Source organism: Pseudarthrobacter sp. MDT3-1, assembly GCF_054510755.1.
This window is the reverse complement of sequence record NZ_JBTNDX010000011.1, coordinates 38,706-57,706: the sequence shown is the minus strand read 5'-3', so window position 1 is coordinate 57,706 and position 19,001 is coordinate 38,706. Positions and strand designations below refer to the sequence as shown.

Below are 19,001 nucleotides of genomic sequence, written 5' to 3'. Positions count from 1 at the left end.
GTTTACAAGAACGCCGTCCGGGCGGGGCCTCGCGGACCGTTCCCGCCTGGGTTAATGGTCCGGCGGTCCGTCCGGTGTTTTCCGGACGGACCACCGGTGGGCTAGAGGCCTGCGCCGGTGCGGTTCCACCCGCGTGCGGAGTCGCCGGGAGCTTCCCAGCCGTCGTCGGTCACGATCAATGTGTCCTCGAGCTTGATGAATCCGGACTCGTGGTCCTCGAACCACGACTCGATGGAGAGGACCATGCCGGACTTCAACGGATCATTCGCATGCGCCCCGAAATAGGGAACGGGTCCGGTTGAGGTCAGCCGGGGAACTTCGTGGGTGATCAGGCCCATTCCATGGGCGACGAATTTCATGTTGGCACCATCAGGCAGCTTCGAGATCGTGTCGAGCGCTGTAACGAAGATGTCGCCGCCGCGTTTGCCTGCAGCGACAGCGGTCCGTGCCTCCTGCTGCACGGTTTCGATCTGTGCCAGCAGATCGGTCTGTCGCGCGGTGGGCTCGGTGTCAATTGCCATCCTGGACAGATCGCCGATGTATCCCTCGTACATGCCCCCGGAATCGATCGACAGGCTGGTGCCTGAGCGCCACACATCGGAGGACGGGGACCGGTTCATGGATCCTCCGCCGAGAGTCACCAGGGCGTATTCGTAGAACAGGCCTCTCCTGGTCTGCTCGAGGCGGAAGATCTCGGCGATGTCGTGTTTGGTCATTCCGGGTTGGACCAGGCCGAACGAGGCCTGCATTGAATCGATGATGCCATGGGACGCGATACGGACCAGCTCAAGTTCTCTCTCGGACTTGACCCCGCGAAGGGATTCCAGAACCGGATGGACCTCCACGAATGTCGCTGCGGGAAGGAGCTCGCGCAGGGTGTCGAGGGCGTCCGCGGGGATGAATGACTTCTCAACCCCAATTGTGGCGCGGGCGAGCCCGCGCTTCTCCAGAGCCGCCGCTGCGGCCCGGGCCGTGTCGATACTGGTCCAGCTGATGTTCTGGATATCGGATACCCAGATTGCTCCGCCCGCGGTTCCCCAGTCCTCGTTGCCTGCTCCGATGTAGAAGGAGTCATCGAGTTTGCCCCGCACGATTCCGACGGCGGGAAGGTAGCGGCTGACCCCGGTGGCGTCAGCATGAGCGAAGAAGAAGAACCGGTAGCCGCCCAGCAGATGCTGCACGTTGTGTTTTGTCGTGGCGAGCAGGGCATCAATGCCCGCTCCCTCCATAAGGTCCTCGAGGTACTGCTCATCGAAAGGTACCGAAACTGCCATTGGATACTCCAGACTTCGTTTTGTTATTCGTCGCCGATGCGACCAATTATGTGAGGGAACTCGTGGACATCCCCGGGCCGGCATCCGCCGCCTGAACAGCGTCTCTGGCGCTGCCCACGGCGCCGCGGAATGCGTCGGCGAGGAGTTTGGTGGAGTTGAAGAGAATGATCCTGGCGCCGCGTTGTGCCCAGGAGGCTGCCTCTTCGGTCGAGTCCGCGATGACGCACAGGGCGCAGTCCGCTGAGCTGGTGACATTGTCGGCTATGCGCTCGATGGCGGCCGCGACGACCGGGTGGGCGGTCTGGCCCGGCAGTCCGAGGGACATGGACAGGTCGCTGGGGCCGATCCAGACGGCGTCCAGGCCCGGGACGGCGGCGATGGCGGCACTGTTGGCGGAGGCTTCTTTGTCTTCTGCCTGGGCGACGACGAAGGTCGTTGCCGCCGCCGCGTCGAGGTGGGTCTTCAGCGGCACCGTTCCGTGGTGGCCGGCGATGGTACTGACAGCCAGGCCCCGTGTGCCCATGGGCGGATAGTGTGCGGCGGCGACCGCGGCAGCGGCTTCCCCGGCGGTGGATACGTGGGGAACGACGACGCCGGTGGCGCCGGCATCGAGGGCGCGCAGGATCAGGAGCGGATCATTGTGGCCGAGGCGGACAAGCGTTGACACGCCGGCCAGCCTGGCCGACCGCAGATGGTTTTCCAGCGCCGAATCATCGGCCATGCCGTGTTCGGTGTCGATCATGACCAGGTCGAAACCGGTATAACCGGCCATTTCAACCATGGGCTGATTCGGCATTTTTACAATGAGCCCGTAGAGGCAGTCTCCGGCGGAAATTCTGTCCCGGAGGGAATGGTCTGCTGTCATAATCCTTCGATTCTTCAACGCGCGGGGGCGCCGTCGTGATGCACATACGTTTGGATGGAGATGATTTCCCGAAGGGCGTTACCCGCTCCGGATGCTGCCGGTGTCGGTCCGTTCGGGCTGTGCGCCTGCGGCCACGCAGTGCCGGGCCGCTCACATCGAGGACCCGGCACTGCGCGTACTCCGTTTCCGGGTTACTGGAAGGAGGTGAACTTTTGGGCGTTGTCCTTGGTGACAACCTCGGTTCCGGTGTCGATCCGGGCTTCGACCTTGTCCCCGCGCGCGGCAGCAGCGGCCGTCGTCACAGCCGTGGTGCCCATCTTCTTGGGGAACTGGGCAATGCTGGCCGTCTGCGTGCCCGCCAGAATGGCCTTTGCTTCATCGGGAAGGGCGTCGAAACCGACCAGAAGCAGGTTCTCCTTGAACGGGTCGGACTTTTTGCGGGCTTCGATGGCGCCCAGGACGGGCGGGCCGCAGGCGCTGTAGATGGCGTCCACCTCAGGGTTGGCGGATCCGAAGGCCTGCATTACGTCAACGCCCTTGGTCTGGTCACAGTTGGTGGAGAGGGTGTTGACGACCTTGATGTCGGTCGTTTTGAGGACGTCGAGGACTCCGTTGACGCGGGCGTCCAGTGCGGGTACTCCGGGGACGCCGGACATAATGGCGATCGTGCCCTTGCCCTTGAGCTGTTCGTTGATGTAATTGCCGGCTTTGGTGCCGCCGGCCAGGTTGTCGGTTCCGATGTAGCTGGAGGCGCCCTTCCAGCCCGGGAGGTCGTTGTCGATCAGGACGATCTTCACGCCCTGCGAGACGGCACGGTCCAGGGCCGGCTGGACCTGGGGCCCGATGGGTGCGATAGCGATGGCGTTGGCGCCGCGGGTGACCATGCCTTCAATGGCGGTGATCTGTGGCTGCGCGTCCTTGCCGTCGCCGGGGGCCTCCACGCCCAGGAAGTCGATGCCATCCTTGGGCATGGCGTTGATGCCATCGCTCATGGCGTTGAAGTACGCGTTGGCGGTCTTGAGGATGACGCCGACTTTGGGTTTGCTCTCTCCGCCGGGGCCTGCGGGACTTCCGCCGCAGGCGGTCATTGAGAGGGCGAGGGATCCGGCCAGCGCACTGGCGGCAAGCCATTTAAGTTGTTTCATGTGATTCTCCTGCTGACTAGTTGGTTGAGTCTGATTTTTCGCGGGCAGCTGTTGCATCAGCGCCCCCGACGATGAGGGAGACGAGCCGTTCATGGGTGGCGGCGCTGGGTATTTCTTCGCCGACGACCCGGCCCCGGCGCAGGACGATGGCGCGGTCGGCGACTTCGATGACGTCGTCGAGCTGGTGGGAGATGAGGATGACGGAGATACCGCGCGCGGGAAGGGTCTTGATCAGATCGAGCACCTTTCGGGTTTCGCGGAGGCCCAGTGCGGCGGTGGGTTCGTCGAGCAGGACGACCTGTTTGGCGAAGGCCACGGCCCGCGCCACGGCGATTGCCTGGCGTTGTCCGCCGGACATGAGCCCGACCGGCATGGTCATGCTGGGGATCCTGACTTTCAGTTCCTCGAGCAGCTTGGTGGTTTCGGCCTGCATGCCGCGGTTCTTCAGGAACCCCCAGCCGCGGGAGAACCGGCCGGGGCCGACGAGTTCCCGGCCGGCGTAGAAGTTCGCCGATGCGGGAAGGTTGTCGAAGAGGGCCAGGTCCTGGTAGACGGTTTCGATCCCGGCTGCCCGGGCGTCGGCGCTGCTGCGGAAGGACGCAGGCTCACCGTTGATGAGGATTTCACCGCCGTCGATCTGGTGCGTGCCGCTGATGCTTTTGACCAGCGTGGACTTGCCGGCTCCGTTGTCGCCGAGCAGGGCCAGGATCTCGCCGCGGCCCAGCGTGAGCGAGGCCCCGTCAAGGGCAACGACGTTGCCGAAGCGCTTGACGGCGTTGCGGACTTCGAGGACGGGGGCTTCGGTGGTGTTCATGCGCTGACTCCTTTGTCGGCCAGGATTGATTTCTCGGCCAGAATGGCCCGGAAGCGTCCTTCGGCGCGGGTGCGGTAGACATCGAGCAGGACAGCCAGGACGATGGTGACGCCGATGATGACGATCTGCAGGAAGGGATCGACGCCGAGGAGGTTCAGCCCGTTGCGGATGACCGCCAGAGTGAGCGCCCCGATGAGGGCGTTGCTGATTCCGCCGCGGCCGCCGGTGAAGCTGGCGCCGCCGATGATGACGGCTGCGATGGCGTCAAGTTCGGCCAGGGACCCGGCCGTCGGGTAGCCGGAGTTGGTGCGTCCGGAGACGATGATCGCTGCCAGCGCCGCGGACACTCCGGCAAAGACATAGACCGAGATGAGCACTTTGCGGACGGGGATTCCGACTCGGCGGGCCGCTTCCTCATTGCTGCCGATCGCGTAGATCCACCGGCCCCAGGTCATTTTGCGGGTCAGAACATATACGGCGGCTGCCAATGCGGCGACGAACAGCAGGGATACCGGGATGGGGCCGATGAAAGCACTTCCGAGCCAGTTCACCTCGTCCGGTACGCCGATGATCGGCTGTCCGCGGGAGATGGACAGGGCCAGTCCGCTGGCGACGCTTAGCATGGCCAGGGTCACGATGAACGGGCTGGGTATCTTGCCCAGCACGAACACCGCACCGTTAATCCATCCGGCCGCGGCGCCGACGAGGATCATCACGCCCATCACCAGCAGGCCGTTGCCGAGGCCGGTGACGAAGGCAGTGGCCCCGACGACGCTGCTCAGGGAGAGTATTGAGCCGACCGAGAGGTCGATGCCGCCGGTCAGGATCACCAGCAGCATGCCCAGGGCGAGAATGGCAATGGAGGCGGACTGCATCGAGAGATTCTGCAGGTTCCGGGCCGAGGCGAAGACGGGGTTGGCTATGGTCATTCCGATGGCCAGGACCACCAGGATCAGGACCGGGCCCAGTTTCATCAGCCACAAGGCTGCTGAAATGGCCGAACCGCCCCCACTGGGCCGTGTAGCCCTTGGCGGGGATATCGCTGTGGTATTGCTCATGACGCTCCTACAGATTCCGGTGGCCGGGTTGTCGTTCCCCACGAGGGGAATGTTGATTTGCGTGGCATAAATCACAGCCTACGCCCCAATGGTTCACCGGTCTACCATTTGCTCGAAATTGGTTAGCCATTGCAGAAATTAATGGTCGACCGGTTGCCCATTGCCTCGGATCGGCCTAGCATGAAAGCGTGTACGGGCAGCTGCCCGGCATGTTCACTCGACGAAGAGGCAGACCCATGTCCCACGAATCGCTTGTTTCACGTCTCGGACGCCGCGTCCGTTTCGGCATCATCGGAGGCGGCCTGGACTCCGTCATCGGTGAAACCCACCTCCTGGCCCTGCGCGTGGACGGCCTGGCCGACATCGTCGCCGGTGCGATGAGCATCGATCCCCAAGTTGCCGATGCGTCTGCCGCAGCGCTGCTGATCGACCCGACGCGGCGGTATCCCACCTGGCAGGACATGCTGGCCTCGGAGCTGGCCCGCGAGGACGGCATCGAAGCGGTCGTGGTCATCACCCCACCCCAGTTCCATGCCGAAATTTCCGCCGCTTTCCTGGAAGCCGGGATCCACGTTCTTTGCGAAAAGCCCCTGACCTCGACCCTGGAACAGGCCGAAAACCTCGCCCGCGTTGCGGAGGAATCCGAAGCGATGTTCACGGTCACGCACTGCTACACCGGCTACCCGATGGTCCGGGAGGCCCGCGAACTCATCCGTTCCGGCGCCCTCGGACGCATCACGCTCATTGAAGGCCAATTCGCCGCCGGCGACCCCGGGGTCCTGCGCGAGCCGGAGGATCCGACCAAACGCCACTGGCATTTCAAGCCATCATCCATGGGGAAGGCCGTTGTGCTCGGGGAGGTGGGCTCGCACGCCCACAACATTGTCGAGTACGTCACCGGCCAACGGGTCACCGAAGTATCGGCCCAGCTCACGACCGTCGCGGAGCGCCGCGAAATCTATGACAACGCCTATCTGACCCTGCGGTTCAGCGGCGGCGCCGTCGGCCGGCTGTGGGCAAGCTTCGTGGCCGCCGGCAATGACCACGGTCTGGCCTTCAGCATTTACGGGGACGAGGGTGCACTGAAGTGGGAGCAGGAATCGCCGGAATACCTGTGGCTGTACCGCCCGGGTCAGGCGGCGACGCGTATCGCACGCGCCCTGGACAGCACCAGCGAGCAGTCCCGGGGGGCCACCCGCATCCGCCCCGGCCACCCGGAGGGCTACCTGATGGCCTTCGCGAACATTTACCGCGACTTCTTCAGCGCCGTCCTGCTGAAACTGCTCGGCGAAGACCCGGGCGCCGCCCTCCAGGCGCTGCCTACTGCCCAGGACGGGCTCAGCACGATGCGCCTCATCGACGCTGCGGTCCGGTCCCACGACCAGCAGGTCCCCGTGACCTTCAATACCCAGCCGCTCACCGCCTCATTGGAGAACTGAACATGACTAAGACGACTGTGCGGGTCGGGCAACTCGGTGCCGGCTTCATCGGACAAATGCACTCCCTCGCTTTCAGCAACGCCGGATACTCGCGGCTGCAGCCCGAGGTGCGCGCCGATCTCGTGGCCATCGCCGACGTGAACCAGGCCGCAGCAGCCGACATCGCCGAACGCTACGGATGGGCCGCCACCCACAACGACTGGAACGACCTCCTCGGCGAGGACCTCGGCCTCTTCGTCAACGCCGGACCCAACGACCTGCACTCGGCGCCCACCATCGCCGCGGCACAGGCCGGAATCCCCGTTTTCTGCGAGAAACCCCTCGCGTCCTCCGGCGACGTTGCCTACAAGCTGTGGAAAGCCGTCGCCGCAGCCGGCGTCGAACACCGGTGCGCATTCATGCACCGGTTCATCCCCGCCGTCCAGTTCGCCCGCGAACTCATCGCCTCAGGCGAGCTGGGCGAAATCCGGCACTTCCGCTCCCGCTTCCTGATGAACATGCTCGCCCCCGACGGCTCCGTCAGCTGGCGCTTTGACCGCGGCCGCTCAGGAGCCGGCGCCATCGGCGACCTGGGCTCCCACCACATCGACCTCGCCCGGTTCCTGGTCGGAGAGGTCCAGGAAATCGCCGCACTCACAGGCACCTGGACCGTTGACCCGGCACAGCTGATCACCGACGTGAACGATGACTCGTTCATCGCCATCGGCCGGCTCGAAAACGGGGCAACAGCATCATTCGAGGCATCACGCGTCGTCGCATCCCACGCACTGACCGGTGAATTCGAGATCGACGGCACCAAAGGCTCGATCGCCTGGAACATGGAACGGCTCAACGAACTCACGATCCGCCGCCCCGGCCAGGGACCCATGACACAGATGGTGAGCCGCCCCGGACACCCGCTGGAAGGATTCTGGCTTCCCGGCGGCGTCCAGGGCTCCCACCCGCTCGGATGGAACGAATGCTTCGCCCACCAAGCCCACGACATGCTCGGACTGGCCAGCGGCCAACTCACCGATTCCGTCGCAGCAACCTTTGAAGACGGCTACCGGGTCGCCGAAATCGTCGACACCATCGAACGCGCCGCAAAAGAACGGCGCACACTCCCCGTCGCATTCAGCGCATAAGAAAAGCGGTGGAGGACCTTCAGGTCCTCCACCGCTTTTTCTGTCATTTCTACACTGGGAAACTGGCCTTCAGACGCTTGGTCGCCCGTTCCATATGGGCCGTCATGGCCGCGGCAGCCGCTTCCGGGTCCGAAGCCTCAATGGCCCTCAGAATGGGTTCATGCACGGCATACGAGGTCCGGGTTTCCCCCGCCGTCCTCAATACTCGCGAAGCCCAGGCCTGCAGGAGCGACCGGATATTCTCCAGGACCCCGCAGAGAACGATGTTGTGACTGGCACGGGCGATCTCCAGATGAAACGCGATGTCTGCCTGGACATAGGTGTCGATGTCATCCTCGGCAAGGCGCATCGTTTCAGCCAGGGCCTGGATGGTTGCCAGCTGCTCGGGAGTCCTGCGCGTGGCGGCGAGCCCCGCCAGCTGGACCTCTAGGATGAACCGCGCTTCCAGCAGATCATCAAAACGCTTCTCGCCGAGAAGAAGACCCCACTCGATGACCTGTGGCAGCAGATCCGAACTGGACTTGCTCAGGTACGTGCCGTCCCCGACCCTCTGCTCGAGCAGGCCGAGCAGGCTCAACGACTTGATCGCCTCCCGGATCATCCCCCGCCCGACCTTAAGTTCCTCGGCCAGCGTCCTCTCCGACGGAATTCGCGAACCGGGGGCAACATCCCCGGAAAGCAACGCATCCAGGAGGCGCTTGACTATTTCCTGGCTCGCCGGCTGACGGACCGGGGTATCCCTGCCCGCACCTTTCTCCGCAAGTGAAAAACTCATGCCTACTCCTCAGCCGACGGTCCCCAGTCTAATGGCAGACCGGTGAACCAATCCTATGTCGGATTAGCCATATTCCCAACACTTCCGGCCGTGCAATTTGGGTGAAGCCAGCATATACGGGCCCAATCTTTTCCTCGGCCTGGCCCGGATGTTTGCAGCGTTTCGACAATGCTCGACGCGCGGCACACAACTTTGGAACCGCGACGGCTTGCTGGTCACCAACCGCCCGCCTCCTGAACCGCGGACACTCACGTCACGTGCCGTCGCAAAAGAACTGGCCCAGGGGAACGCGATTCATGCCGCATGTCACCCAGCGGCAGCGGCTTTACCGGCTGGCGGCGGGGACCAGGACCCAGAGAACTTCGACGGCCTCGTCGGTGGGATTGACCCACGTATGCGGTTCGCGGCCCGGGAATGTCACGGTGTCGCCGGTGCTGAGCTCGTATTCCTCATTGGTCAGGATCAGCCGGATGCGCCCCTTGATCACATGGAGCACATCCACGTCGCAGTCCACGGCGTAAAGCTCAGCCTCGCCGCGGCCATGCGGCTCGATGACGGCCTGGATGATCTGGATGCGCCGTTCGGAACGGGCAGTCAGCAGCCGCTCCACGATGCCTTCGCCGCCCAGGGAGATCCGTGGGCCTTCGTCCCGCTTGGTCAGGTGGGTTTCCGGGGCCACAAACAAGTCGCCGATCGAGATGGACAGGACCTGGCACAGCGTCACCAGGGACGCGACCGACGGCGACGTAAGGTCACGTTCCACGCGGCTGAGGAAGCCCTTGGTCAGGCCGGTGGCGTCGGCAACCTGCTCGATGGTCAGCCGCTGCGACTGCCGGGCGGCACGGATTCGGGAACCGATGGCAACGGGAACGTTGCTCGGCTCAACTGGCAGTGCCTTCATGTGCAGACCTTTCGTGGCCGGCGGTGCGGCCCCACCTCTGGAGCAATCCTAATGGCCAGCCGGCCCGTGTGACGTGGCGGGCGCCGCGGCGAACAACAGATACTACGGCCGACCTTGACTGTTGCGTCGGTCACAGCATACGATTCTGGGCAACAAGTGTTGCCTGTGAGGCAATATTTGAGGAACTCTTCCTCCCAATTCCACAAGAGCAGCAGAATACCGGCTTCCCCAGCAGCGCCGCCGGGATTCCAGACACACTGCAGATCAGCTCCAAGGAGCCCCAAATGGACGCCAACTTCGTCAACATCGCCATCGTGGTGGTGTACCTCATCGCCATGCTGGCCTTCGGCTGGTGGGGCAAGTCCCGCACCAAGAACAACAGCGACTTCCTGGTTGCCGGCCGCCGCCTCGGCCCCCTGCTCTACACCGGCACCATGGCCGCCGTCGTCCTGGGCGGTGCCTCCACCGTCGGCGGCGTCGGCCTCGGCTACAAGTTCGGCATCTCCGGCATGTGGCTGGTGGTCGCCATCGGCGCGGGCGTGCTCCTCCTGAGCCTGCTCTTCGCAGGCACCATCCAGCGGCTGAAGATCTACACGGTCTCCCAGATGCTCAGCCTGCGCTACGGCCAGCGCGCCACCCAGACCTCCGGCATCGTGATGCTGGCCTACACCCTGATGCTCTGCGCCACCTCCACCGGCGCCTACGCCACCATCTTCGTCGTCCTGTTCGACTGGGAGCGCTGGCTCGCCATCGCAGTCGGCGGCGCCATCGTCCTGGTCTACTCCACCATCGGCGGCATGTGGTCCATCACCCTGGCCGACCAGGTGCAGTTCATCATCAAGACCGTGGGCATCTTCGCCCTGATGCTGCCGTTCACGCTCAACGCCGCCGGCGGCTTCGACGGCATCCGCAGCCGCGTTGACGCCAGCTTCTTCCAGCTTGATGGCATCGGGATGCAGACCATCATCACGTACTTCGTGGTCTACACCCTGGGCCTCCTGATCGGCCAGGACATCTGGCAGCGCGTCTTTACCGCCAAGACCCCCACCGTGGCCCGCTGGGGCGGCGCAACGGCCGGCGTCTACTGCATCCTGTACGGCGTCGCCGGTGCCCTGATCGGCCTGGCCGCCCGCGTGGCCCTGCCCGACATCGACGTCGCCAACCTCGGCAAGGACGTTGTCTACGCCGAAGTCGCCACCCAGATCCTGCCGATCGGCATCGGCGGCTTGGTCATGGCCGCCGCAGTCGCCGCCATGATGTCCACCGCCTCCGGTGCCCTCATCGCCGCCGCCACGGTGGCCCGCGCCGACGTGGTGCCGTTCGTCGCGAGCTGGTTCGGCAAGACGATCAACACCGACGACACCGAAAACCCCGAGCACGACGTCAAGGCCAACCGTTACTGGGTCCTTGGCCTGGGCATCGTGGCCGTGCTGATCTCCATGGCGGCACAGGACGTCGTCGTGGCACTGACCATCGCCTACGACATCCTGGTGGGCGGCCTGCTGGTGGCCATCCTCGGCGGCCTGGTCTGGAAGCGCGGCACCGGCATCGCAGCCGCCTGGTCCATGGCCGTTGGCTCGGTCCTGACCCTGGCCCTGCTGATCATGTACGCCGTCGGAGTCATCCCCAGCGTTGACGGCGTCTACGCCAACGAACCCATCTACTGGGGCCTCGGCGCCTCGCTGGTTTCGTACATCGTGATCTCGCTGCTCACGCCTCCCACGGACCCCGAGGTCCGCGAGGCTTGGGAGAAGCGGGTCGCAGGAGCGGTCACCGAAGAGCTGCCCATGGAGGCCCACCCGGTCGCCAGCCACCCGAGCCACTAATCTCGACAGGCTCGATCACCGGAGATAACAGGCTCAGTCACCGGCGGCCACTGAGCCCGCAGCTTCACTGAGTTAAGTACGACGGCGGCATTCCCCTTCGCTTCCCCGCGAACCGGAGTGCCGCCGTCGTTCGTTCTATTCGGTTCCGCGGAACTCGTCCTCGTCGAGTGGAACCACGCGCTCCTCGGCGTCGACTGCCACCGGGGGCGTGGGAACCACCACCTTGTCGGCGTCCAGGAATTCGTCCTCGGCGTCCCAGTCGTCCACGCTGATGGGGACGTCCTCGGCGTAGTCGTAAGCGGGATCCGATTCAACAGATTCCAGGTGCGGCATGTCCGGGTGCTGTCCGGTGGTGCTCATGATTCGACCTCCGTTTGTTCGCCTGACGTGCTTTGTTGATGGGCGCCGCCGGTGGGCGCGGGCGGACGCCACTCCTTCATCACAGCACCGGCGGTGGGCCCGGTCAAGAGCCGGCGCAACCCGTCCGGGCACACGCGGCAGACCGCCGAATTTTGAGGGAAACCTAAACTCCGCAGTGAGGGCAGCCAGCCGAAAATCCGCGGAATTCCGCGGTAGGCTGGGCGGTGCAATGGGGCCGAACCATGCCCATCCAGCACAGGAGCCTTGCGTGTCTCAGCACCCCAATCCCAGCCAAGCCCGGCCCGCGGAACCCAATCCATCCGCGCCGCAGCCCACACAGGCCGACATCCGCCGGTGGCGCCAGTACTTGGCGGACGAACGGGCAGAGGCCGCCGTCTACCGCGATCTCGCCCAGAACCGCGACGGCGAAGAGCGCGCCATCCTGCTGGCCCTCGCCGAAGCCGAAGGACGGCACGAGGCCCACTGGCTCACGCTTCTAGGCGACCACGCCCAAAAATCCCGGCCGGCGTCCCTCCGCAGCCAGTTCCTGGGCTTCCTGGCCCGCCACTTCGGCTCCGTTTTCGTTCTGGCCCTCGCCCAGCGCGCTGAAGGCCGCTCCCCCTACGCCTTGGATCCCAACGCCACGGATGCCATGGCAGCGGATGAACAGATCCATGAGGAAGTGGTCCGAGGCCTGGCAACCCGTGGCCGCAACCGGCTCGCCGGGACGTTCCGTGCCGCCGTTTTTGGCGCCAATGATGGCTTGGTCAGTAACCTCTCACTCGTTGTGGGCATGGCCGCTTCGGGAGTGGCGAGCGGGGTGGTGCTGCTCAGCGGTGTGGCAGGGCTCCTCGCCGGTGCCATGTCCATGGCCGCGGGCGAGTTTGTCTCCGTGCGGTCCCAGCGCGAGCTCCTGGCGGCCACGCGTCCCACCCAGATCACCCTCGCGGCGGCCCCGAAACTGGACATCGAACACAACGAACTTATGCTCGTCTACCTGGCGCGCGGGATGTCCCACGAAGCGGCCGCACACCGTGTGGCCGAACGCATGGGGCTGCTGAGCTGCGACTGCGATCCCAGCCTGTCGCTCCAGCCCGAGCTGCCGGAGGCAGTGGACCAGCACGAGGCCGTGGGCACCGCGTGGGGGGCGGCGCTGTCCAGCTTCTGCTTTTTCGCGTCCGGCGCCGTGGTCCCCATCCTGCCGTTCCTGTTCGGCCTGACCGGGGTGACCGCACTGGTGGTGGCAGCGGTGCTGGTGGGGCTGGCGCTGTTGGCGACCGGCGGAATCGTGGGCCTGCTGTCCGGGACGTCGCCGCTGACGCGCGGGCTGCGCCAGCTGGGCATCGGCCTGGGCGCCGCCGCCGTAACCTATGTGCTGGGCCTGGCCTTCGGCACCGTGGTGGGTTAGCAACGGCCGGACGCCGGAATAGTCAGCCGCCCAGCACCGCGAGCGCCTCGTCCACACTGTCCACCAGGAAGATCCGGTCCTCCATGGCCCGTCCGGCAGCCAGCCGCCGGAGCATGGGCCACGCGGGATACTCGTGCTCCCAGTGCTGCCGTCCCACCAGCACCATCGGCGTCACGGCTTCGCGGGCGCTGTAGTAGTTCTCGCAGGCGTCCTGGAAAATTTCCTGCACGGTACCGGCCGCTCCCGGCAGGAAGATGATGCCGCCGTCGCACAGTTCCAGCAGGATCGCCTCCCGGATGGCGTTGGCGAAGTACTTGGCGATGTGGGTGGCAAAGTAGTTCGGCGGCTCATGCCCGTAGAACCACGTGGGGATGCCCAGCGACGGCGCTCCGCCCGGATGGCGTTCGACGACGGCGGCCGCCTCGCGTGCCCACGCGGACACCGAGGGGCGGAAGCCGGGGACGGCTCCAAGGCCGGCGAGCGCCGCCGTGAACTCGGCGTGCGGAACGCGGCTCAGATACGCGCCGAGGTTTGCCGCTTCCATGGCACCCGGGCCGCCGCCGGTTGCCACGATCCGCCCGCTCTGCGCCAGGAGCCTGCCCAGCTCGGCTGCCTGAGCGAAGTCCGGGGTTCCCCGCAGGGCGGCATGCCCGCCCATCACGCCCACGGCGGTGCGGCCGGCGTAGGGGTCCGAGTGTGTGAACTCGTCCAGGGCGTCGCCGATGGCGTGGTCATGCAGCGCCGAGGCCAGTGTGGCGTCCAGCCGGTTGCGTTGCCCCGGGCGGATGCTCCACTGGTACACCAGGGCGTCAGGCAGCTCCTCATAGGGTGAGTTTTCCAGGCCGGCGTACAGTTCCTGCGGTGTATAGAGCCGGGCCCGGTAGGGATCGAACGGCACACCCTGCAGCCTGGGGAAGATCAGTGCGCCGCGGCGACGAAGCCCGTCTTCAACGCCCTGGTCGAAGGTGCAGCCCAGGAAAATGGCACCCTCCACGTCCAGCGTCTCAAGCGCTGCCTTGCGGCCGCGCAGGTCCAGTGACTGGGCGTGCCAGCCGTGCATGGCCACCGCGCCGGCGGCGACCAGTCGGTCGAAGGCGTCCAGGCTCTCAACCTCAAGGGTCCGAGGGCTGGGGACCAGGCCGCCGGAGGGGTTCATAGTGCCAGCCTAGACTTCGGCCGAGGCTCCGGCACGGCACTGCACGGCACGGCACGGCACGGCACGGCACGGCACGGCACGGCACGGCACTGCACGGCACGGCACGGCACGGCACGGCACGGCACGGCACGGCACGGCACGGCACGGCACGGCACGAGGGCACCCCCGCCGGAAAACCGGAGGGGTGCCCGTGCCTGGGTCTGGTTCCCGGTCAGGAAACCTGGAGGCCGCCGTTGATGTCGTAGGTGGCGGCGGTGATGTAGCCCGAGTCCTGGCCCAACAGGAAGGCGATCAAGGCTGCCACTTCCTCGCGGGTGCCCACGCGGCCCATCATGATGCCCTCGGACAGCTGCGCTTTGCGCTCATCGGTGAGGGTTCCACCCATGATGTCGGTGTCGATCGGGCCGGGGGCAATCGCATTGACCGTGATGCCGAACTCGCCGACTTCGCGGGCCAGGGCGCGGGTAAACCCGAGGATCCCGGCTTTGGTAGCGCTGTAGGCCACCTTCGAGAACGTTCCGCCGCCGCGCTGGGCGGAGATGGACGAGATGCTCACGATCCGCCCGAGCTTGCGCTCGATCATGCCCTTGAGGACCCGCTGGGAAACGATGAACGTACCGCGCATGTTGATGGCGAAGACGTTGTCCCACTCCGCCACGGTGGTTTCCATGAACGTCGTCGGGGAGCTGATCCCGGCGAGGTTGGCGAGCGCAACAATCGGGGGAAGAGCGTCTTCGATCTCGGTGATGGCCCGGTCAACGGACGCCTCGTCGGACACGTCGGCTCCAATGCCAATGGCCTTGACCGCACGGTTGGAGCCGATCTCCGCGGCGGCGGCCTTGGCGTCCTCCGCATTGATGTCGAGGATGGCGATTGACCATCCCTCGCTGGCCATCCGGTCAGCGGCGGCGCGGCCAATGCCGCGGGCCGACGCGGCGCCGGTCAGGACAACTGTGCGTTCGGAGGGGAAGTTGCTGGTGGTCATGAGGTTTTCCTTCAGTGATTTCGAGATCAGGAGATTTTGGCGGCGTGCGTGGAATCAGGGGTCACAGCGGCAGTCGCGGCAACTGCGGGATCCAGCGCGGCATCGCCTTCGGGGCGCTTGCGTGCGTAAAGGTAGGTGGCAACCGCCGTGACGCAGAGGCAGAAGGACAGGAACAGCAGGCCGCTCTGGTTGTTGCCCGTGGCGTCGTTCAGCAGGCCGACAGCGTAGGGGGCCACAAAACCGCCGAGGTTACCCAGTGAGTTGATCAGGGCGAGGCCGGAAGCAGCAGCTGCCCCGGTGAGCGCCGCGGACGGCATGGACAGGAACGGCGCGATGGCCCCGTAGATACCCATGGCCGCGGCGGTCAGGGCAATGAGGGCCAGTATGGGGTTGACCGGGAGCATGTAGCCTGCAGCAAGGAGGCCCATGCCGGCAAGGACCATGCTGACCGCACTGTGCCAGGCCCGCTTTCCGGTCTTGTCCGCACGCTTGCTCCAGAAGTACACAAAGACTGCGGCCACGGAGTAGGGAATGAGAACGATGAACCCGACCTGGGCGGTGGAGAACTTGCCCAAGGCGGCGACGATGGTGGGCATCCAGAGACCCAGTCCGTAGATGCCGCAGACCAGGCCGAAGTACAGGGCCGAGTAGGTCAGGGTGCGCTTGTCCTTGAGGCCGGATAGGAAGTTGTGGCTGCCGGAACTGGACTTGACGGCCAACTCTTTGTCCATGGTGGTGGCAAGCCATTCGCGCTCGTCCGGGTTGAGCCACTTGGCATCCCGCGGGCGGTCGGTCATGAGGATGGGGGTGAGCAGGCCAAGGATGATGGCCGGGATACCTTCGATGATGTACAGCCACTGCCAGCCCTGCAGGCCCATGACGCCGTCCATCTGGAGCAGCAGTCCGGAGACCGGGGCGCCGAGGGCGTTGGAGATGGGCTGGGCGAGGATGAAGATGCCCAGTACCGTGACGCGCTGAGCGGCGGGGAACCACAGCGTCAGGTAGAAGAGGATGGCCGGGAAGAATCCAGCCTCTGCCGCCCCCAACAGGAAACGGATGATGTAGTAGGTGGTTTCACCGTTCACCAGGCACATGGCCGTGGCGAAGATGCCCCACGTAATCAGGATCCGAGCCAGCCACTTGCGTGCGCCGAACCGGTACATGCCTGCGTTGCTGGGCACCTCGAGGAGCGCATAGCCGAGGAAGAAGATGCCGGCGCCGAGCCCGTAAGCTGCGGCATTCAGGCCTATGTCCTCGCTCATGGTGAGCTTGGCGAAGCCCACGTTGTTGCGGTCAAGGTAGGCAACGAAATAGAGCAGGACGATCAGTGGCATAACCCGGCGGCGGACCTTGCGGAGCGTACGCTCGCCAAGCTCGCCGAGCCCTGCGGATTTTAAGGAGAGTGAAGTCATCTTCGACCTTCTGTCTAACGGAGTCCGGCACCTGCGGTGGTGGCGGGAATCCGTGCGGATATCTTGGGAGGCCCAATCCAAATGGAACCGGGATCAATGCGATTTGAGTCAGATGTCAGACATCTGACCGAACAACTGAGAAAAAGCATAGATTAGTGATGCGGATTACGTCAAGACCGGCTTGGTGCGGGCTGCAACGTCAGGATGCTGCGTGGTGCACGTAGCGTTCGTAGTCCCGGTATGTCTGGTCCATATGCTCGTCCATGGTGCGGCGGGCCAGCTCGGCCTCGCCGCTGAGGATGCTCTCCATGACCTTTTGGTGGTACTCAATGGCGTGCAGTTGGATCTCTTCGACGGCGGACGTTTCACGCCGTTTTACGTATAGGAGCTGACCCAGCTGCGCGAACAGCGCCCGGACAAATGGATTGCCGGAAGCCTTCAACACGGCGTCGTGGAAGGCGATGTCTGCCGCCACGAAGGCATCGAGGTCGCCGGAATCATGGAAGCGCTTCATGTCCGCAATGCACTCGCGCATCTGCTGCGCATGCTCGGGTGTATGGCGTTTGGCCGCGAGCGCAGCGGCGCCGGTTTCCACCATGCGCCGCATCTCGATCAACCCCACTGCGACCTGCTCCGCCCCATTGTCGTGCGAAGCGGCCTTGAAGATCGCATCCAGACCGGTCCAGTTGTCGGTCGGGTTGACGAAGGTCCCGCGGCCGGCTTTAACGTAGAGGATGTTCTGTGCCCGCAGGGCCTTGAGTGCCTCGCGCACCGTGAGGCGGCTGACGTCGTAGGCTTTGGCGATGTCGGCTTCGGGCGGTAAGGCTACGTGGGGCTGCAGTTTGCCGTCCAGGATATCTTCGAGCAGGCCGTCGACAAGGTCGTCAACAAGTGTCCTGCGGCCCATCGCGCTTCCCACCTTTAGTCTTACCCCGTACTCCGGGTGCCATCCACATTACAGAAGCCGCCGTACGGACCGGGACCCCCGCCATCCTCACCGCCCGTTGAAGCGGCGTCTCAGGAAAGAAGCGGCGTCTCAGGAAATGCCTGTGTTGCCGGCCTCGCGCCGACCGGAGGCCGCAACGTAGGCCTCAAGATTGGCCAAGGTCTTTTCGATGCTGGCGGGGTGGCGGCGCAAGTAACCTGCCAGCCGAAGGAAAAACTTCCCACGGACCGCCCTAGCGTCCCATTGTTCGGTCACGCGCGTGCCGGCAGTACCGTCGGCGCCGGTGGCCGGTTCCAGGATGTAGCGCCAGATGTGGCCATAGAAATGGCGCCAGGCAATGTGCCGGCCTTCCTCGAATTCGGAGACCGTGTTCAGGATCTTGTAGTCCACGGCCATGTTCATTTCCATGCCAAAGCGGGCTCCGAGGCTCAGCCGTTCCGGGCCGCGCGGCTGGGCACCCTTCACGGTGCCGGAACCGTCGATCGCACTGTGCAGCGCCGGAGTGGCCAGGACTTCAAAGATCACTTCGGGCGGGGCAGCGATGAAGCGTTCGCGGGACACGAGGTATCGGTTGTTCATCCCCCCAGCCTAGGACCACGGGCACGAATGGCGGTGCGCCCGCCAGTGGCAGCCTTGACCGCTTAAGTTCGGCTGATATTATCAACAAAGGCAGTATGTCCTATCAAGCGAACATAGTAGGACATGGATTCCCTCCCGGGCCTCGGGCGGGTACCAGCTTCCGGCACGGAACGAGGAATATCTAATGGCGAATCAACTTGGTCTCATCATCGACCGCTCCTCGCCGGTGCCCCTGTACCACCAGGTGGTACAGGGTATCGAGGCTGCCATTCACAGCGGAATCCTGGAACCCGGCAGCCGGCTGGAAAACGAAATCGATCTCGCGGCCCAGCTGAACCTGTCCCGGCCCACCATGCGCAAAGCCATGGATGAACTGGTCCGCTCGGGGCTGCTGGTCCGCAAGCGCGGCGTGGGCACCCAGGTGGTCTCCAGCCAGGTCCGCCGCCCCCTGGAGCTCTCCAGCCTGTTCGATGACCTCTCCAATAACGGCAAGAAGCCCACCACCCAGGTGTTGACCTTCTCCCACGTGGAGGCCGACGCAGCGACGCTCGCCACCCTCGAATTGCCTGCCGGCTCCAAGGTCTACCACTTCACCCGCCTGCGGAAAGTGGGTGGCAAGCCCCTTGCCCTGATGGAGAACTGGGTCCGGGACGACATCGCGAGCATGGACGAAGCCATGCTCGCCGCTGAGGGCCTCTACGCCATTCTCCGCCGCGGCGGCGTCAACTTCCGCCTGGCCTCGCAAAGAATCGGCGCGATGATCGCCAACGACTACCAGGCGCGCCTGCTGGAGGCCGAGGTCAGTTCCGCCCTGGTCACCATGGAGCGCACCGCAACAGACGACGCCGGCCGACGGGTGGAAACCGGACACCACGTGTACCGGGCGGATTCGTACAGCTTTGAAATGACACTCGTACAGCGATAGCACAAGGAA

General features: G+C 64.9%; 18 protein-coding genes. 5 read left to right on the top strand and 13 right to left on the bottom strand.

Features of this window, described 5'->3' with window-relative positions; all coding sequences use genetic code 11:
- Positions 1-101: 101 nt before the first annotated feature.
- The 5 genes from ACX80X_RS10590 to ACX80X_RS10570 all read right to left on the bottom strand — a co-directional run bounded on the left by ACX80X_RS10590 (position 102) and on the right by ACX80X_RS10570 (position 5,072).
- The gene (locus ACX80X_RS10590; RefSeq protein ID WP_252599392.1) at positions 102-1,274 is read right to left on the bottom strand and encodes a M24 family metallopeptidase; all 1,173 of its coding nucleotides are present in this window, start codon (positions 1,272-1,274) and stop codon (positions 102-104) included.
- Positions 1,275-1,320: 46 nt separating this feature from the next.
- Positions 1,321-2,139, bottom strand: a complete 819-nt coding sequence (locus ACX80X_RS10585; protein ID WP_256470834.1) for an HpcH/HpaI aldolase family protein — start codon at positions 2,137-2,139, stop codon at positions 1,321-1,323.
- 191 nt (positions 2,140-2,330) lie between these two features.
- Positions 2,331-3,284: a sugar ABC transporter substrate-binding protein gene (locus ACX80X_RS10580; protein WP_459311934.1), complete on the bottom strand. Its 954-nt coding sequence runs from the start codon at positions 3,282-3,284 to the stop codon at positions 2,331-2,333.
- Positions 3,285-3,300: 16 nt separating this feature from the next.
- On the bottom strand, positions 3,301-4,098 hold the full coding sequence (locus ACX80X_RS10575) for an ATP-binding cassette domain-containing protein (RefSeq protein WP_252599395.1): 798 nt from the start codon (positions 4,096-4,098) through the stop codon (positions 3,301-3,303).
- On the bottom strand, positions 4,095-5,072 hold the full coding sequence (locus ACX80X_RS10570; RefSeq protein WP_252599396.1) for an ABC transporter permease: 978 nt from the start codon (positions 5,070-5,072) through the stop codon (positions 4,095-4,097). The genes ACX80X_RS10575 and ACX80X_RS10570 overlap by 4 nt, the downstream gene beginning before the upstream one ends.
- Positions 5,073-5,392: 320 nt before the next feature.
- On the opposite strand from ACX80X_RS10570, the gene ACX80X_RS10565 reads away from it, so the two are divergent.
- Together ACX80X_RS10565 and ACX80X_RS10560 are read left to right on the top strand one after the other, a co-directional pair.
- Positions 5,393-6,595 (top strand): Gfo/Idh/MocA family protein, encoded by a 1,203-nt coding sequence (locus ACX80X_RS10565; RefSeq protein WP_459311931.1) that lies wholly within the window; start codon positions 5,393-5,395, stop codon positions 6,593-6,595.
- A gap of 2 nt (positions 6,596-6,597) precedes the next feature.
- Positions 6,598-7,719, top strand: coding sequence for a Gfo/Idh/MocA family protein (locus ACX80X_RS10560; RefSeq protein ID WP_252599398.1), 1,122 nt, complete (start codon positions 6,598-6,600; stop codon positions 7,717-7,719).
- Between the two features lie 49 nt (positions 7,720-7,768).
- Here the strand turns inward: ACX80X_RS10560 and ACX80X_RS10555 are convergent, their stop codons facing one another.
- Positions 7,769-8,494: a FadR/GntR family transcriptional regulator gene (locus tag ACX80X_RS10555; RefSeq protein WP_252599399.1), complete on the bottom strand. Its 726-nt coding sequence runs from the start codon at positions 8,492-8,494 to the stop codon at positions 7,769-7,771.
- Positions 8,495-8,819: 325 nt separating this feature from the next.
- Positions 8,820-9,395 (bottom strand): helix-turn-helix domain-containing protein, encoded by a 576-nt coding sequence (locus tag ACX80X_RS10550; protein ID WP_058929916.1) that lies wholly within the window; start codon positions 9,393-9,395, stop codon positions 8,820-8,822.
- A 284-nt stretch (positions 9,396-9,679) separates the two neighbouring features.
- Here ACX80X_RS10550 and ACX80X_RS10545 point away from each other — a divergent pair, with 284 nt between their 5' ends.
- On the top strand, positions 9,680-11,221 hold the full coding sequence (locus ACX80X_RS10545; protein WP_248762230.1) for a sodium:solute symporter family protein: 1,542 nt from the start codon (positions 9,680-9,682) through the stop codon (positions 11,219-11,221).
- Between the two features lie 135 nt (positions 11,222-11,356).
- Here the strand turns inward: ACX80X_RS10545 and ACX80X_RS10540 are convergent, their stop codons facing one another.
- On the bottom strand, positions 11,357-11,581 hold the full coding sequence (locus tag ACX80X_RS10540) for a hypothetical protein (protein ID WP_252599401.1): 225 nt from the start codon (positions 11,579-11,581) through the stop codon (positions 11,357-11,359).
- A 268-nt stretch (positions 11,582-11,849) separates the two neighbouring features.
- Between ACX80X_RS10540 and ACX80X_RS10535 the strand changes: the two genes are divergently transcribed.
- Positions 11,850-12,989 carry a VIT1/CCC1 transporter family protein gene (locus ACX80X_RS10535; RefSeq protein WP_252599402.1) on the top strand — a complete coding sequence of 380 codons (1,140 nt, stop codon included), beginning with the start codon at positions 11,850-11,852 and terminating at the stop codon, positions 12,987-12,989.
- 22 nt (positions 12,990-13,011) lie between these two features.
- On the opposite strand, the gene ACX80X_RS10530 is transcribed toward ACX80X_RS10535, so the two are convergent.
- The 5 genes from ACX80X_RS10530 to ACX80X_RS10510 all read right to left on the bottom strand — a co-directional run bounded on the left by ACX80X_RS10530 (position 13,012) and on the right by ACX80X_RS10510 (position 18,067).
- Positions 13,012-14,145: an LOG family protein gene (locus ACX80X_RS10530; RefSeq protein ID WP_252563908.1), complete on the bottom strand. Its 1,134-nt coding sequence runs from the start codon at positions 14,143-14,145 to the stop codon at positions 13,012-13,014.
- A 211-nt stretch (positions 14,146-14,356) separates the two neighbouring features.
- On the bottom strand, positions 14,357-15,130 hold the full coding sequence (locus tag ACX80X_RS10525; protein ID WP_252599403.1) for an SDR family NAD(P)-dependent oxidoreductase: 774 nt from the start codon (positions 15,128-15,130) through the stop codon (positions 14,357-14,359).
- A gap of 26 nt (positions 15,131-15,156) precedes the next feature.
- Positions 15,157-16,542, bottom strand: coding sequence for an MFS transporter (locus ACX80X_RS10520; protein ID WP_252599404.1), 1,386 nt, complete (start codon positions 16,540-16,542; stop codon positions 15,157-15,159).
- Positions 16,543-16,741: 199 nt separating this feature from the next.
- Positions 16,742-17,449 carry a FadR/GntR family transcriptional regulator gene (locus ACX80X_RS10515; protein WP_104062788.1) on the bottom strand — a complete coding sequence of 236 codons (708 nt, stop codon included), beginning with the start codon at positions 17,447-17,449 and terminating at the stop codon, positions 16,742-16,744.
- Between the two features lie 129 nt (positions 17,450-17,578).
- Positions 17,579-18,067, bottom strand: a complete 489-nt coding sequence (locus tag ACX80X_RS10510; RefSeq protein ID WP_459310084.1) for an SRPBCC family protein — start codon at positions 18,065-18,067, stop codon at positions 17,579-17,581.
- A 184-nt stretch (positions 18,068-18,251) separates the two neighbouring features.
- On the opposite strand from ACX80X_RS10510, the gene ACX80X_RS10505 reads away from it, so the two are divergent.
- Positions 18,252-18,992 carry a GntR family transcriptional regulator gene (locus ACX80X_RS10505; protein ID WP_252563916.1) on the top strand — a complete coding sequence of 247 codons (741 nt, stop codon included), beginning with the start codon at positions 18,252-18,254 and terminating at the stop codon, positions 18,990-18,992.
- The last annotated feature ends 9 nt before the right edge of the window (positions 18,993-19,001 follow it).

Excerpts from the sequence above, each read along its gene's own strand:
- ACX80X_RS10510 (WP_459310084.1), bottom strand. The coding sequence starts at position 18,067 with ATGAACAACCGATACCTCGTGTCCCGCGAACGCTTCATCGCTGCCCCG.
- ACX80X_RS10525 (WP_252599403.1), bottom strand. The coding sequence starts at position 15,130 with ATGACCACCAGCAACTTCCCCTCCGAACGCACAGTTGTCCTGACCGGC.
- ACX80X_RS10530 (WP_252563908.1), bottom strand. The coding sequence starts at position 14,145 with ATGAACCCCTCCGGCGGCCTGGTCCCCAGCCCTCGGACCCTTGAGGTT.
- ACX80X_RS10590 (WP_252599392.1), bottom strand. The coding sequence starts at position 1,274 with ATGGCAGTTTCGGTACCTTTCGATGAGCAGTACCTCGAGGACCTTATG.
- ACX80X_RS10565 (WP_459311931.1), top strand. The coding sequence starts at position 5,393 with ATGTCCCACGAATCGCTTGTTTCACGTCTCGGACGCCGCGTCCGTTTC.
- ACX80X_RS10560 (WP_252599398.1), top strand. The coding sequence starts at position 6,598 with ATGACTAAGACGACTGTGCGGGTCGGGCAACTCGGTGCCGGCTTCATC.
- ACX80X_RS10540 (WP_252599401.1), bottom strand. The coding sequence starts at position 11,581 with ATGAGCACCACCGGACAGCACCCGGACATGCCGCACCTGGAATCTGTT.
- ACX80X_RS10555 (WP_252599399.1), bottom strand. The coding sequence starts at position 8,494 with ATGAGTTTTTCACTTGCGGAGAAAGGTGCGGGCAGGGATACCCCGGTC.
- ACX80X_RS10545 (WP_248762230.1), top strand. The coding sequence starts at position 9,680 with ATGGACGCCAACTTCGTCAACATCGCCATCGTGGTGGTGTACCTCATC.
- ACX80X_RS10520 (WP_252599404.1), bottom strand. The coding sequence starts at position 16,542 with ATGACTTCACTCTCCTTAAAATCCGCAGGGCTCGGCGAGCTTGGCGAG.
- ACX80X_RS10515 (WP_104062788.1), bottom strand. The coding sequence starts at position 17,449 with ATGGGCCGCAGGACACTTGTTGACGACCTTGTCGACGGCCTGCTCGAA.
- ACX80X_RS10580 (WP_459311934.1), bottom strand. The coding sequence starts at position 3,284 with ATGAAACAACTTAAATGGCTTGCCGCCAGTGCGCTGGCCGGATCCCTC.
- ACX80X_RS10505 (WP_252563916.1), top strand. The coding sequence starts at position 18,252 with ATGGCGAATCAACTTGGTCTCATCATCGACCGCTCCTCGCCGGTGCCC.
- ACX80X_RS10585 (WP_256470834.1), bottom strand. The coding sequence starts at position 2,139 with ATGACAGCAGACCATTCCCTCCGGGACAGAATTTCCGCCGGAGACTGC.
- ACX80X_RS10575 (WP_252599395.1), bottom strand. The coding sequence starts at position 4,098 with ATGAACACCACCGAAGCCCCCGTCCTCGAAGTCCGCAACGCCGTCAAG.
- ACX80X_RS10550 (WP_058929916.1), bottom strand. The coding sequence starts at position 9,395 with ATGAAGGCACTGCCAGTTGAGCCGAGCAACGTTCCCGTTGCCATCGGT.
- ACX80X_RS10570 (WP_252599396.1), bottom strand. The coding sequence starts at position 5,072 with ATGAAACTGGGCCCGGTCCTGATCCTGGTGGTCCTGGCCATCGGAATG.